Annotated in this window: 16 protein-coding genes; 3 read left to right on the top strand and 13 right to left on the bottom strand. The window is 70.2% G+C overall.

All coding sequences use genetic code 11. From position 1 onward, the window contains the following. Positions 1-30: 30 nt before the first annotated feature. The 9 genes from AN478_RS06310 to AN478_RS06270 form a co-directional block, all read right to left on the bottom strand. Complete coding sequence (locus tag AN478_RS06310) at positions 31-468, bottom strand: DsrE family protein (protein ID WP_054965776.1); 438 nt, start codon at positions 466-468, stop codon at positions 31-33. Between the two features lie 56 nt (positions 469-524). Continuing rightward, positions 525-980, bottom strand: coding sequence for a DsrE family protein (locus tag AN478_RS06305; protein WP_176758779.1), 456 nt, complete (start codon positions 978-980; stop codon positions 525-527). A gap of 181 nt (positions 981-1161) precedes the next feature. Next, positions 1162-2571: a sigma-54-dependent transcriptional regulator gene (locus AN478_RS14705; protein WP_054965774.1), complete on the bottom strand. Its 1410-nt coding sequence runs from the start codon at positions 2569-2571 to the stop codon at positions 1162-1164. Next, positions 2561-4543 (bottom strand): sensor histidine kinase, encoded by a 1983-nt coding sequence (locus AN478_RS06295; RefSeq protein WP_054965773.1) that lies wholly within the window; start codon positions 4541-4543, stop codon positions 2561-2563. Before AN478_RS06295 ends, AN478_RS14705 begins: the two co-directional genes overlap by 11 nt. Positions 4544-4662: 119 nt before the next feature. Further along, positions 4663-5760 carry an S-methyl-5-thioribose-1-phosphate isomerase gene (mtnA, locus tag AN478_RS06290; protein WP_054965772.1) on the bottom strand — a complete coding sequence of 366 codons (1098 nt, stop codon included), beginning with the start codon at positions 5758-5760 and terminating at the stop codon, positions 4663-4665. Between the two features lies 1 nt (position 5761). Then, entirely contained in the window at positions 5762-6301 is a 540-nt protein-coding gene (locus AN478_RS06285; protein WP_054965771.1) for an adenine phosphoribosyltransferase, read from the bottom strand. Positions 6302-6303: 2 nt separating this feature from the next. After that, complete coding sequence (locus AN478_RS06280) at positions 6304-7203, bottom strand: S-methyl-5'-thioadenosine phosphorylase (RefSeq protein WP_054965770.1); 900 nt, start codon at positions 7201-7203, stop codon at positions 6304-6306. 12 nt (positions 7204-7215) lie between these two features. After that, positions 7216-7725, bottom strand: coding sequence for a cupin domain-containing protein (locus AN478_RS06275; RefSeq protein ID WP_054965769.1), 510 nt, complete (start codon positions 7723-7725; stop codon positions 7216-7218). Between the two features lie 35 nt (positions 7726-7760). After that, on the bottom strand, positions 7761-8174 hold the full coding sequence (locus tag AN478_RS06270; RefSeq protein ID WP_054965768.1) for a hypothetical protein: 414 nt from the start codon (positions 8172-8174) through the stop codon (positions 7761-7763). A 129-nt stretch (positions 8175-8303) separates the two neighbouring features. On the opposite strand from AN478_RS06270, the gene AN478_RS06265 reads away from it, so the two are divergent. Then, positions 8304-8570: a hypothetical protein gene (locus AN478_RS06265; protein ID WP_054965767.1), complete on the top strand. Its 267-nt coding sequence runs from the start codon at positions 8304-8306 to the stop codon at positions 8568-8570. A 452-nt stretch (positions 8571-9022) separates the two neighbouring features. After that, entirely contained in the window at positions 9023-10474 is a 1452-nt protein-coding gene (locus tag AN478_RS06260) for an MBL fold metallo-hydrolase RNA specificity domain-containing protein (RefSeq protein WP_054965766.1), read from the top strand. A 54-nt stretch (positions 10475-10528) separates the two neighbouring features. On the opposite strand, the gene AN478_RS06255 is transcribed toward AN478_RS06260, so the two are convergent. Further along, positions 10529-10756, bottom strand: a complete 228-nt coding sequence (locus AN478_RS06255) for a hypothetical protein (protein ID WP_054965765.1) — start codon at positions 10754-10756, stop codon at positions 10529-10531. 180 nt (positions 10757-10936) lie between these two features. Between AN478_RS06255 and AN478_RS06250 the strand changes: the two genes are divergently transcribed. Next, the gene (locus AN478_RS06250) at positions 10937-11578 is read left to right on the top strand and encodes a methyltransferase family protein (RefSeq protein ID WP_054965764.1); all 642 of its coding nucleotides are present in this window, start codon (positions 10937-10939) and stop codon (positions 11576-11578) included. A gap of 70 nt (positions 11579-11648) precedes the next feature. Here the strand turns inward: AN478_RS06250 and AN478_RS06245 are convergent, their stop codons facing one another. The 3 genes from AN478_RS06245 to nfi all read right to left on the bottom strand — a co-directional run bounded on the left by AN478_RS06245 (position 11649) and on the right by nfi (position 13813). Continuing rightward, entirely contained in the window at positions 11649-12125 is a 477-nt protein-coding gene (locus AN478_RS06245; protein WP_176758778.1) for an HNH endonuclease, read from the bottom strand. 205 nt (positions 12126-12330) lie between these two features. Next, entirely contained in the window at positions 12331-13137 is an 807-nt protein-coding gene (gene mazG, locus AN478_RS06240; protein ID WP_054965762.1) for a nucleoside triphosphate pyrophosphohydrolase, read from the bottom strand. Then, positions 13130-13813: a deoxyribonuclease V gene (gene nfi / locus AN478_RS06235; protein ID WP_054965761.1), complete on the bottom strand. Its 684-nt coding sequence runs from the start codon at positions 13811-13813 to the stop codon at positions 13130-13132. Before nfi ends, mazG begins: the two co-directional genes overlap by 8 nt. Positions 13814-13822 lie beyond the last annotated feature (9 nt).

The following is a 13822-nucleotide window of genomic DNA, read 5'->3' as shown; positions in this document are numbered from 1 at the left end:
CCGAAAGGCCGGTTCCCTGGCACCCATCGGTCACGGACGCAGGTAGGACCAGCCCTCCTCCTGGCGCTCCATGAGGTACACCACCCCGCCGGCGACCTTTTCCGTGCCCGCGATCAGGTCGTCCAGGTCCTTGCCCATATTGGCCATGGTGTTGGAGCAGGCGGAGAACTCCACGCCCTGCTTCATGAGGTTGTCGATGCGGCCCTGGTTGGCGTTGTCCTCGAACAGCAGGCGCAGGCCCGGCCCGTAGGCCACCACCTCGATATCCACAAGGTCGGGACCGTAGTGCTTGAGCAGATTGGAGACGTTGTTCAGCACGATCTTCTGCTTGAAGGCATCGCCCTCGGAGATCTGCACCACCACCTGATGGTCCGCCAGGCTTTCCGGCTGGGCCTGGACCGGCCCCACCAGTAGGGCGAGGACGACCAACAGCCCCTTGGGCGCGTGCCGCTTGATCATGTCCTTCATGGCTTCCTCCGGAGTGGTGCACCCCTGCCGGGGCGCACCGTGATCGGGTTGGGGGATCAGGGCTTGATGAAGGCGTAGCCGTTGGCCTGCTTCTTGGCCAGCTCCGCGACCCCGGATGGGACGATCTTCACCCCGTCCACCAGGTCGCTCTTCTTCAGGCCGTGGCCGTCGAGGGTGTTCTGGCACTGCAGGAACTCCACGCCCTTGCTCATGAGGTCCTGGATACGGGGCTCATAGGCGCGGCCCTTCCGGTCGGTGGCCCCTTCCAGGAGCATGAATACACCGCTGGAATGGGTGACCACCGCAATGTCCGCGCGGCCCTCCATGGGACTCCCGGTGGCGTTGATATGGTTGGCGATGTTGCGCAGGGCGGCACCGGCCCGATCGATCTCGTTGACCTGATAGACGGCCTTCTGGCCCTTCTCATAGGGATAGCCCTCGGCCTGCGCCGAGGCGGCCAAGAAGAGGCCCAGGCAGAGGACGCCGAGCGTACTCGGCAGGATCCTGAACATTTCGCGCTCCTCCATTGCAGGTGTTTCCTGCCCCTCCTTGAGCAAGCGCGATGCCATGATTATTTGTTTTGAAAAATTAGGACTTTATCCCCGTTCCCGCAGGGGCGGCGGTGCAAAATGAAAAGGCCGGTTGCAAGATGCAACCGGCCCTTCCCTGCAAGATGCAACGCTCGCGCCCGCGTTAGGCCTTCTCCCCCGGAGCGAACCGCTTCAGCTTGCGCCAGAGGGTGGTCTTGTTGACGCCCAGAATGCGGGCGGCCTGCTCGCGGTGGCCGTCCACGGCCTCCAGCACGCGCAGGATGTGGCGCCGCTCCACCTCCTCCAGGGAGGCCATCAGGGGCAGATCCGCTCCCTCATCCGGGTCCCCCGCCCCTGTTCCCGCGGGCTCGGGGGACGGGGCCTCCGTTTCGGACTGCTCGATGAGCTGGTCCACCAGGTCGGGCCCGATCCAGGGACTGTCGGCGAGCACCACGCAGCGCTCCACCAGGTTGCGGAGCTCGCGGAGGTTGCCGGGCCACGGCAGGGCGGTCAGACGGCCCAGGGCCTCGGCCGTGAACCCCTCCACCTGGCGGCCGTAGCGGTCCCGGACCTCCTGCACGAAGAACCGGGTCAGGGCCGGGATGTCCTCCGTCCGCCGGCGGAGCGGGGGCAGCTCGATACCCACCACGTTCAGGCGGTGGTAGAGGTCGTGGCGGAATTCTCCCGCCTCCACCATGGCGGCCAGGTCCCGGTTGGTGGCCACCACGAAGCGGGCGTCGATGGACTGCGGCTGCACCCCGCCCACGCGGGTCACCTGCTGCTCCTGCAGGACACGCAGGAGCTTCATCTGCATGGCGTCGGAGATATTGCAGATCTCGTCGAGGAACACCGTGCCGCCCTGGGCCGATTCCAGGAGCCCCCGCTTGCGGGCGTTGGCCCCGGTGAAGGCGCCCTTTTCGTGGCCGAACAGCTCCGACTCCAGGAGGGTGTCCGTAAGGGCGCCGCAGTCGATCACCACGAAGGGCTGCTCGGCCCGCTCGCCGGCGTCGTGGAGGGCCCGCGCCACCAGCTCCTTGCCGGTGCCGGACTCGCCGGTGATCAGGACGTTGCAGGGGATGTCCGCCACCTTGCGGATGCGCTCGAAGACCGGCTCCATGGCGGGGCTGGAGCCCACCATGCCGAAGTCCGCCTGCTCGTCCCGGAGCCGCCGCTTGAGCAGGCTGTTCTCCCGGACCAGCCGGACCTGCTGGAGGGCCTGTTCGATCTGGATGCCCAGCTCGTCCAGGTCGAAGGGCTTCTTGATGAAATCCAGGGCCCCCGCCTTGATGGACTCCACCGCGTTCTCCACGGAGGAGTAGCCGGTCACCACCAGCACGGCCACCTCCGGGTCGTGCTCCTTGAGGGCGCGGACGAAGGCGAGCCCGTCCATGCCGGGCATGCGCAGATCCGTCACCACCAGATCGAAGGGCTCCTGGCGGAACCGGGCCACCGCCTTCTCGGCGGAATCCAGCACGGTGCCGGCGTAGGCGCGGTCCTCGCAGAATCGCTCGAAGATGGTGCAGGTGACGGGGTCGTCGTCCACGAACAGGATCCGGGCGTGCTCAGCCGACACTGTTCACCCCCTCCTCGGTCCGAGTCTCGTCCGCGGCCCGCCCCTCTGCGACCGGTTCCCCGGCACCCCCGCCGGCCTCCGTGGGCAGGGAGAGACGCACGGTGGTACCCGCCCCGGGGAGGCTGTCCACGTGGATCTCGCCGCCGTGCCGGGCCACGATCCCGTAGCTCACCGACAGCCCCAGTCCAGACCCCTGGCCCTCCGGCTTGGTGGAGAAGAAGGGATCGAAGATCCGGTCCAGGGTCTCCCGGGGGATGCCGGCCCCCTCGTCGGCAACGCGCACCTCCACCCCTTCCCCGGCACAGGCCATTGTGACCCGCACGGCCGACTGGTCGGGGCTGGCCTGGATGGCATTGAGCAGGACATTCACGAGGACCTGCTGTAGCTGGTGGGGATCGCCCAGGACGGGGGGAACGGGGCCGGATGGCTGCTCGTACACCAGGCCCACCCCTCCGGCCCGGGCCTTGCGCTCGAGGAGCTGGAGGCTCTGCTCCACCAGGGTCGGCAGGTCCACCTCGCGCAGCTCCGGGTCCATCTGCCGGCCGAAATTGAGCAGGCCCTGGATGATGCGGCTGCACTGCTCGCACTCCTGGCGCAGGGTGCGCAGGTCCCGGGCCGCCCGTTCGGGGACGTCCGCGGGCAGGTCCCGCTCGATAAGGGTGGCCAGGGAGCGGATATTGTTCAGGGGGTTGTTGATCTCGTGGGCAAGGCCCCCGGCCAGCTCGCCTACCGAGGCCAGCTTGGCGGCCCGGCAGGCCTGTTCCTCCGCCTGGTCCCGCTCCCGCTGCGCCTGCTCCAGGCTATCGGCGAGATAGTCGAAGGTGCGGGCCAGGCTGCCCACCTCGTCGGACCGGTCGGTGCGACAGCGCACGGACAGGTCCCCTTCGGCCAGACGGCGCACCTTGCTGGCCAAGCGGTGGATGGGGGTGGTCACCCCCGCGGCCGCCCACCGGGACAGGCCCAGAATGGCCAAAAGAGCCACCAGGCCCACCGCGGCGATGGAGAAGAGCAGTTCCCGGGTGGGGCTCAGGAGGGCGGCCGTATCCGCCCGGATCCCCAGAACCCAGGCCCGGGTGGGGTCCCCATAGGGGCTGAAGCGGTTGAAATAGATCCGGTCGCCGCTGTCCGGCAGGACGACCATGCCCTGCTCCTGGGTGTGGATCCGTCGGGCGGCCGGCTCGCCCAGGACGCCGCCCAGGTAGGCGGAATGGCGCCGCTGGTTGGCGAAGCGCTTGGATTCGTCGGGGTGGTAGAGGAAGACCCCGTCCCGCGGCAAATCGATGCGGTTGTATTCGGCCAGGAAGGCGTGCCCCTTGCGCTCGGCGATCATGCCACCGAGCATGCGGTCCAGGTGGCGCCCCCAGACATTGACCACCAGGTACCCGAGACGCTCGCCCCCGTGCTCCAGCGGGGTGGTGAAGCGGATCATGGCGGGACAGAAGTCCTTGTCCGGACTCACGCTTCCCAGCTCGAAGTTGGAGACCCCCACCTCGTCCGACTCCAGGAACCGGGCGTCGCGAAAGAACTTCTTGTGGGCGTGGTTGGCCACCACGGGCAGGCCGTGATCCCCGGTTCCTTCCGGGGGAACGATCCGGCCCTGCTTCACCTTCACCAGGGAGTTGCCCCGGAGATCAAGGAACCGTACCCCCTGGACCGTCGGCTTGGCCTCTTGGAAGGCGAGCAGGTACTCCTCCAGGCGGGAGCGGGCCTCGCCGGGGTCCCCTCCGTCCGTCACCGCGTCCAGGTACCGCCGCAGCACTGGCACCTCGGCGAGGGCCCGGGCGGTGGCCTTCTGGTTGTCGAGCAGGGTCTCCACCTCCGCCACACCCCGCTGGAGGAGCAGGTGCATATCCCGGTTCACCTGCTCCTCCAGCGTCCGCGAGCTCAGATGCCCCGCGTACAGGAGGATGGCCAGAAGCGGCGGCAGGGTGGCGGCGGCCAGCAGCAACAGGAGCTTGGAACGTAGGCGCATGGGCGATTCCTCCTCCACCGGCCGCAAGCAATTCCCGCGCCAGGTCCATAGCTGGTTGCCCCTTTCCCCTTTTACCCTGCCCCTTATCCAGGGTGGGGGAAACCCCGGCTACCGCCCCCTCAGGCCGAGGCCCGCTCCGGATACAGGCCCATAAGCCCCTCCTCCGAGGCCGGGCAGATGCCGCGCTCGGTCACCAGTCGGGTCACCAGGGACGCCGGGGTCACGTCGAAGGCGGGGTTGGCGGCGGGGGTCCCCTCCGGGGCCAGGGCCACCGTGGCCACCTCCCCCGCCGCGGTACGGCCCGTTACGTGCGTCACCTCCGCCGCGCCGCGCTCCTCGATGGGGATCTCCGCCAAGCCGTCGGCCACCGTCCAGTCGATGGTGGAGCCGGGCAGGGCCACGTAGAAGGGGACACCGGCCTCGCGGGCGGCCAGGGCCTTGAGGTAGGTGCCGATCTTGTTGGCCACGTCGCCACGGCGGGTCGTGCGGTCGGTACCCACGATGCAGAGGTCCACCTGCCCCCGCTGCATGAGATGGCCGCCGGCGTTGTCGGCCACCAGGGTGTGGGGCACGCCGTGCTTGCCCAGCTCCCAGGCGGTGAGGGAGGCCCCCTGGTTGCGCGGCCGGGTCTCGTCCACCCACACGTGCACCGGGATCCCGGCGTCGAAGGCCCGGTAGACAGGCGCCAGGGCGGTGCCCCAGTCCACGCAGGCCAGCCACCCGGCGTTGCAGTGGGTGAGGATATTCACCGGTCCCCCGCTCTTGCCCCGCCGAGCCTCCTCGATCAGGGCCAAGCCGTGCTCGCCGATGCGGCGGCAGGTGGCCACCTCGCCCTCTGCGATCTCCGCCGCCTGGGCGTAGGAAGCCGCCACCCGTTCCGGCGGTGGCAGGGCCCGCAGGCGCTCCCGCATGGCCTCCAGGGCCCAGCGCAGGTTCACGGCCGTGGGCCGGGTGGCCAGCAGCCGGTCATGGGCCGCCTCCAGCGCGGCGTCGGAGGCGTCGATCCGCAGGGCCAGGCACAGGCCGTAGGCGGCCGTGGCGCCGATCAGCGGGGCGCCGCGCACCCGCATGGTCTCGATGGCCTCGGCGGCCTCCTCCGCGGTGGTGAGGCGGGCCACCGCCCAGTCCCAGGGCAGGCGCGTCTGGTCGATGATGGATACCGACCAGCCGTCCTCGGCCAGCCAGATGGCGCGGTAGGGGGTGCCGTCGATGCGCACCTCAGTCGCCCTCGAACTCCATCAGCGCCGAGACCTGGTAGCCGCGCTCGCGCAGCCGGGTGCTGCCGCCCAGATCGGGCAGATCGATGACGAAGGAGCAGCCCACGACCGCGCCGCCCACCTGCTCCACCAGATCCAGCGCGGCGCCGGCGGAGCCCCCGGTGGCGATGAGGTCATCCACGAGCAGCACCCGCTCGCCCTTGTCGATGCAGTCGGTGTGCATCTGGATGGCGTCGGTGCCGTACTCCAGCTCGTATTCGGCGCTCACCGTCTCCCACGGCAGCTTGCCCATCTTGCGGGCCGGAACGAAGCCGGCGTGCAGCTGGTGGGCCACCGCGCCGCCGATGATGAAACCGCGCGCCTCCACGCCCACCACCTTGTCCACCTCGTGGGTGCCGAAGGGGGTCACCAGCCGATCCACCGTCTCGCGGAAGCCCGCCGGATCCTGCAGCAGGGTGGTGATGTCGCGGAAGACGATGCCGGGCTTGGGATAGTCGGGGATGGAACGGACCCGGTCCCGAAGGGCCTGGTTCTGGCTCATGACTACTCCGTATCGTTGGTCAGGACACGGCCCGCGACAGCGTCGAGGCAGCGGAGCCTCTCGGGATCGCGGGCCTGGGGCATGGTGATCAGGGCGGTGTCCAGGACGCGGTCGCAGCCCTGGGGGCAGGGGTCGGGACGGTGCCCGAAGCTCTCGGCCACGGCCTCCACCAGGGAGCGGGCCTTGCTAGCGTTGGCCTGGAGCACGCGGATGACGTCCGCCACCTCCACGTTGCCGTGGTCGGGGTGCCAGCAGTCGAAGTCGGTGACCATGGCCACGGTGGCGTAGCACAGCTCCGCCTCCCGAGCCAGCTTGGCCTCGGGCATGTTGGTCATGCCCACCACGTCGCAGCCCCAGGCGCGGTACATCTCCGACTCGGCGCGGCTGGAGAACTGCGGCCCCTCCATGGCCAGGTAGGTGCCGCCGCGCCGTACCGGCAGCTCCTCCTCCACCGCTACCCGTTCCACCAGGTCGGCGAGGCGGTTGCAGACCGGCTCCGCCATGGAGACATGGGCCACCAGGCCCGGGCCGAAGAAGCTCTTGTCCCGCTCGATGGTGCGGTCGATGAACTGGTCCACGAGCACAAAGGTGCCCGGGGCCAGCTCCTCGCGGAGGGAGCCCACCGCGCTCAGGGACAGGACGTCGGTCACCCCCAGGCGCTTGAGGGCGTCGATGTTGGCCCGGTAGTTGACGCCGCTGGGCGGCAGGGGATGCCCCCGGCCGTGGCGGGGCAGGAAGGCCACCGGAAGCCCCTCCAGCTCGCCCACCAGGATGTGGTCCGAGGGGTCGCCGAAGGGGGTCTCCACCTGCTCCCAGCGGGCCTGCTCCAGCCCCGTGATGTCGTAGACCCCGCTGCCGCCGATCACCCCCAGCATGGGCGGTCGCTGCCCGTCGTCGCTCATGGGTAATCCTCGCTAGGGCTCGATGGTCAGCCGGTCGATCAGGGCGGCGTGGTCGGGGAAGCGCTCCTGCAGCTCCGCGCGTCCGCCCAGGCGGAAATCGTCGAACTCGAAGCCGGGGGCCACCGTGCAGCTCACCAGCACGTAGCTTTCGGGCTCCAGCACCTCCGCCCCGAACCAGGTGCCGCGGGGAATGACGGCCTGCAGCTCCTGACCCGCCTCCGGGTCCGGGCCCAGGTGGATGTCCTCGCGCTCGCCGCCGGGATGGAGGCAGTAGATGGCCGTGCGGCTGCCGGCGTGGAAGAACCAGAGCTCGTCGGACTCCATGCGGTGGAAAGCGGACATCTGGTCGCTTTTCAGCAGGAAGTAGATGGCCGTCTTGAAGGCGCGGTCACCGTCGTACCGCTCGGGGAGCTGGGAGTCCCCGATCCGCTCCGGGGCCCGGAAGGTCTCCCGGAAGTACCCGCCTTCCGGGTGCGCGGTCATGCCGAGCTTGTCGATCCAATAGTCCGCCTCGCGGCTCATGCGTCGTGCCTCGCTGCTCGTTGTGGGGAACCGACTCAGGCGTCCGGTTCGGGGTGCTGGGGATGGGCGCGGAGCCGATCGCGGAGGCCCTCCAGGGTGTGGGCCAGCGCCCCGGCGTCCGGTGGAAGGGGCATTTCCTGCATCTCTGGCCGGGGGCGCTCCCCCCGGCAAAGGGCGGCGGCGTCGTCGGCCAGCCGGCCGAGACGCTCCAGCTGCTCGGGGGTAAGCTCCAGGGCCGCGCCCTCGGTCTGGCCGGGCCCGCCCTGGAGGGCGGCCCGGACCTCCTCGAGGAGGGAGAGATCACGCACGCGCATGGCGGACTCCATTCCTTCTTCCGAGTCCGCCTCCTCCCCTTCTTCTTCGAGGTACTCCTTCAGGGAGACCACCGCGCTCTCCACGAACCAAGCCGTGACGGCCAGCTCCTGGGCATCCAGCTGCACCGTTGCCATGACTACCCCCGCGCAAAAAGGCTCTTATTGTAACGCCCGCCGCCCGCCTGACGAAGGGTTACCCCGCCTTGATCCCGTCCCGGTGGCGGCGCATTCTGGAATTTTCCCCGCCTCACGAGGAGGTGACGTATGTGCGTCTGCGAGAGCGACCTCATCAAGATGAAGCTGCATCTGATTACCCGGCGCTACTATCCGGGCATCAAATACAACGAGGAGGCCCTGGGCCGCGTGGCCGACGACCTGGGGATCCGCTTCGAGCGGGAGATCCGGGACCTGGACACCGACCGGCAGGCCGACCTGGCGGCCACCGTCCTCAACGCCCTGCCGGAAAGCGCAGCCGGAGGCTCCGGTGCCGCCGGCAAGAAGCAACGCTCCGGCAGCACCGCCCCGGCCTGAGGCCGGCACGCGATACGCCGTGCAGCGCGCCCCGGTTTCCCGGGGCGCTCCTTTCCGGGCCGTAAACAAACTGCAATCCGCTCGGTCCGGAATGGACCCCTCCAGAGCCCGGAACGGGTCCGAACGCCAGGAGGGAACCCTATGAAGCGCAGCCACCCCGTGTCCCGCACCATTCATCGCCGCCGACGCCTGCGCCAGGAGCCGTCCCGGCGCCGACCCCGCCGCAGGCGCAGCGCGCGCAGCACCCGCCGGCAACGCTGAGACCGTTCCCCCTCTGGTACCCTGGGCCGCGCGCGCCGCGAGATTCACCCAGCACCAGAGGGAAGCCATGCGCCAAGCGATTTTTTCGCCTTCCGCGTCCCGAGCCGTGGGGCCCCGGTATCCCTACTCCGCCCTTCCGGGCCGCGGAAGCGCCCGGCGCCCCCACGCCGGCCCGGCGCGGGGCTGACCCCATGGACATCCAGTTCCTGGGCGCGGCGCGCGAGGTCACGGGTTCCTGCTTTCTGATCCGGGTTGGCCGCAGGCGCCTCCTGGTGGACTGCGGCCTGATCCAGGGCGCGCCGGAGGACGAGGAGCGCAACCGGGAGCCCTTCCCCTTCGCGGCCGACCGCATCGACGCCGTGGTCCTCACCCACGCCCACCTTGACCACTCCGGCCGGCTTCCCCTGCTGGTGCAGGCGGGCTTTCACGGGCCCATCTACACCCACCGCGCCAGCCGCGACCTGTGCCGCATCATGCTCAAGGACGCCGGCAACCTCAACGAACGGGAGGCGGAGGCCGTCAACCGCAAGCGGGCCCGCCGGCGCCTGGAGCCCGTGGAGCCCCTCTACACCGTCAAGGAGGCGCAGCGGGCCATGCGCCACTTCCGCGCCCTTGACTACGGGGAGACCCGCCGCATTCTGCCCGGGGTCTGGCTGCGCCTCCGGGACGCCGGCCACATCCTGGGGTCGGCCATCGTCGAGCTGTGGCTGGAGGAGGACGGGAAGCGGCGCAAGCTGGTGTTCAGCGGGGACCTGGGGCATCGCGGCTCCCCCATCCTGCGCGATCCCGAGGGCATCGAGGAGGCGGACCTGGTGGTCATGGAGTCCACCTACGGAGACCGCCTGCACCGCTCCTGGGCGGCCACCTGGCAGGAGATGGGCGCCATCCTCCAGGAGGCCCGGGCGGAGGCCGGCAACATCCTCATCCCCGCCTTCGCCGTGGGCCGGACCCAGGAGCTGCTCTACGCCTTCGGCAAGCACTATCGGGAATGGGGGCTGGACGACTGGTCCGTCTTCCTGGACAGCCCCATGGCCATCGAAACCACCCAGGTGTACACCAAGCACCAGGAGGTCTACGACCGGGAGGCCACCAACCGCAGCCAGCGCAACGGCGGCAACCCCTTCGCCCTGCCCAACCTGCAGATGACGCGCACGCCCAAGCAGTCCATGGGCATCAACCGCATCCGGAGCGGGGCCATCATCATCGCCGGCAGCGGCATGTGCACGGGCGGACGCATCAAGCACCACCTGAAGCACAACCTGTGGCGGGACGCGGCCCATCTGGTGTTCGTGGGGTATCAGGCGCGGGGCACCCTGGGACGGCGCCTGGTGGACGGCGCGCGGGAGGTGGAGCTCTGGGGAGAGCCCGTCAAGGTGGGGGCCCGGGTCCACACCGTGGGCGGCTTCTCCGCCCACGCCGACAGCGACGGGCTGCGGCGCTGGTACGCGGAGTTCTCCGGCGGCCCCGCGGTGGCGGTAGTGCACGGTGAGGAGGCGCCCATGGAGACCCTGGCCGAGAAGCTGGCGCAGAACCGCGGCCGGGAGGGCGTGCTCCGGCCCCGTCCGGCGGAGCGACTGGATCTGGCCGAGCTGCCGGCCCGCACGGGCTGGAGCACGGGCGTCGCCGAGGGAAGCGGGGTGTAGCGGCCTTCCGGCGGGCGGGCCCTTGGAACGGGGCCCGCCCGAACGGGGAAAGGGCTAGAGCCCCACCAGCTCGCCGTGGTATCCGGCCCGCCGGGCCGCCTCCAGGACCCCCATGGGGGCGATCTCCCCGGGGTCGAAGTCCACGACAAAGAGGTGCTCGCGGTGGGGGTCGTGCCGCGCTCCCGCCACCCCCGGCAATCCCTCCAGCACCCCGGTCAGCCGTTCCGCCGACCCCTCATCCAGGGGCTCGTCGATATGAAGCAAAAGGTCCGCATAGTGCATGGCTGCCTCCATTCCGAGCCGTACACTATTTGGATTCCCGGGAGCGCCATGGGTTGCAGCCGCTCCCGGGCCGCGGCCCCGCTTCCGGCGCACACGGCAGGAAAGGGTTGCAAAAATCCGCGGGATGGTTGAAATTTGCCCGCCGCCAGGAACGCACCGTCAAGCCAGCGAGGGGAACCTATGGCCCTTGGAGGGGCGCAACAAGCCCAACCGAACACCCTGCACAGCACCCGTACCCGGCGCCGCCTGAGCGCCGGGGTGGCCGTGCTAGTCATCTTCATGGCCCTCTTCACCCAGAGCCCGCTGGCCCACGAGCCCTGGCTGGTCCTGGGGGGCGCCTGGATCGGCCTGCTTCTGGTGGTGGCGGGCATCTTCGGGCGGCTGCTGTCGACGCTATTCATCGGCGGCCGCAAGAACACGGATCTGGTCCGGGAAGGCCCCTACGGGGTCACCCGCAACCCCCTGTACTTCTTCAGCTTCCTGGCGACCCTCGGCCTCGGTCTGACCACCGCCAACCCCATCCTGCTGGTCCTGCTGGTGGCGGCCTTCGCCCTCTATTACCCGGGTGTGCTCGCCAGTGAGGAGGAGAAACTGGCGCAAAAGCATCCCGAGGCCTTCCGGCGCTACCGGGAAGAGGTGCCCCGTTTCTGGCCCCGGCTCGGGCAGGGCTGGCAGGAGCCCGAGTGGGTGGAGACCTCACCGCGCTACTTCCGCAAGGCGCTGGCCGACGCGAGCGCCTTCGTGCTCGCCTACATCGCCCTGCGGGCCATCGCCGAGGCGCACGCCCACGGCCTGCTGCCCGCCTACACGCTGCCGCTCTAGGGGGCCGCAGCGCCCGAACGAGTGCCTTCAAGGAAACCGGGCACCGTCGGGCCCGTCGGGGGAAACAATCTCAGGCGACGCGGGGGGTATTCCGGCGCAGAGGGCTGCTGCGGGGCAGGTGGGCGCGGAGGATCTCCATCTGATCGCCCCGGATGTTGCGGCCGGTGAGGACCATCCATTCGGCGTGGACGGGCGCGTAGGGGACCGCCAGCAGGGGCATTCGGGCGTCCTCGGGGGTGCGCCCGCCCTTGAGGCGGTTGCAGCGGCGGCAGGCCGTGGCCACGTTCTCCCAGCGGTCCACGCCGCCCAGCGAGAGGGGATGGATGTGGTCGCGGGAGAGCTCACGGCGGTCGAACCGCCCGCCGCAGTAGAGGCAGGTCCACTCGTCCCGCTGGTAGAGCTCGCGGTTCTCGCGCCTGGGGAGGGGAACCCGGTCGCCGGGGTGCCGTGCCTCGGCCACCACGGCGATGGAAGGCACCTCCACCATGCTGCGCTCCCCGGTTTCCCGGGAGACCCCGCCGTGCACGCGGTAAACGATGTCGCCCATGCGCTGTTGGACCAGGCCCCGGCACTGGAGTATTACCAGCTCTTGCCAGGTTGCCCAGGCAATGGGACGTGTTCCGCGATTTAGCAGCAGGGTATGCACCATAGGGTCATTCCATCCTGGTAGCTACCATACCCCCAACGCTCTCCAAAGCCAACCGTTTTCAACCCGGTGAAGGGCGGCCCTCGCCGGCCCCCCTATTTCTCCGTCACTCCGCGTCCCCATCCGTGGCCGCCTTGGCCCCCTGCCAACGGCGCTTGAGCTCGGCGAAATCCGTCTCCCCGATGCCCCGGCCCTCCTCCTGCAGGGTCCGTTCCATGTGTCGGAAGCGGCGCTCGAAGCGCTCGTTGGAACGGCGCAGGGCCGTTTCCGGGTCCATGCCGAGGCGGCGCGCCAGGCCCACAGCGGCGAACAGCAGGTCCCCCACCTCGTGCTCGACCCGCTCGCGGGGGGCCGCCTCCCGGACCTCGTGGCGCAGCTCGTCGAGCTCCTCGTCCACCTTGGCGAACAGGTCCTCGTCACGGGGCCACTCGAAGCCCGATCGCTCTGCCCGCCCCTGCAGTTTGCCGGCGCGCTGGACCGCCGGCAGGGTGCGGGCGACGTCATCCAGGGCGCTGCCCGACTCCGCCTCGTGCCGCCGGGCCGCCCGCTCCTCCGCCTTGTGGGCCTCCCAGGCCCGGCTCTGCTCCTCGGCGGAGTCCACCCGCGCGGCGCCGAAGACGTGGGGGTGCCGGCGCACGAGCTTGGCGCTCACCGCCTCCACCACGTCCCGAAAGTCGAAGCGGCCGGCCTCCTCGCCGAGCCGGGCGTAGAAGACCACCTGGAAGAGCAGATCGCCGAGCTCGGCGGGGAGGTGCTCCCAGTCCGCCCGCTCGATGGCGTCGGCCACCTCGTAGGCCTCCTCCAGGGTGTGGGGGACGATGGAGCCGAAGGTCTGCTGGCGGTCCCAGGGGCATCCTCCCTCGGGATCCCGCAGGCGGGCCATGATCTCCAGCAAGCGATGCATCTCAGCCATGGGATCTCCTCTCCCGCTTGTGCTCCCCGGCCCGGCGGTCGGCCAGCCGGGTGGGCTCGGGCAGGCGGTAGCGCGTGCAGCAGGCCAGCGTCCAGTCCACGGCTGAGTCCGCGTCGCAGCGGTGCCCGGGACTGACGAACAGGGGCCGGACGTTGGTGCGGCTGCGCACCACCGCCCCCAGAACCTCCCCCGCCTCGGTGAGGGGCACGCGGGCGCCCTTCTCCGCGCCCAGCGCCCCCTCGTCAAAGGTCCCGGTGAGCCGGGACTTGGCCACGCCGATGGCCGGGCGGTCCAGGAGCACGCCCAGGTGGGCGGCGATGCCAAGGCGCCGCGGGTGGGCGATGCCCTGCCCGTCGAACAGGATCAGATCGGGGGGATTGGCGACGGCTCGAAAGACCTCCAGCACCGCCGGTCCCTCGCGGAAGGACAGCAGGCCGGGCACGTAGGGGAAGGGAACGGGACGGACGGCGACCGCCTCCTCCTCCACCGTCAACTCGGGGAAGCGGAGCACCACCACCACGGCCACCACCTGATCGCCGAGGAAGGCGGCGTCGACCCCGGCCACCCGCTCCACCGGCCCGTGGTAAGGCTCGAGGCGCACCCGCTGCCGCAGCCCCTCCTGCACCTCCCGGGCGGCGGCAGGGTCGGTGGGGAACTCCTCGGGAGCGGCGGCCATGCCCCGAGC

This window comes from Thiohalorhabdus denitrificans (assembly GCF_001399755.1).
GTDB classification, from domain to species: domain Bacteria; phylum Pseudomonadota; class Gammaproteobacteria; order Thiohalorhabdales; family Thiohalorhabdaceae; genus Thiohalorhabdus; species Thiohalorhabdus denitrificans.
The sequence above is the reverse complement of the archived record's forward strand: the minus strand, read 5'-3'. Positions and strand labels throughout refer to the sequence as shown.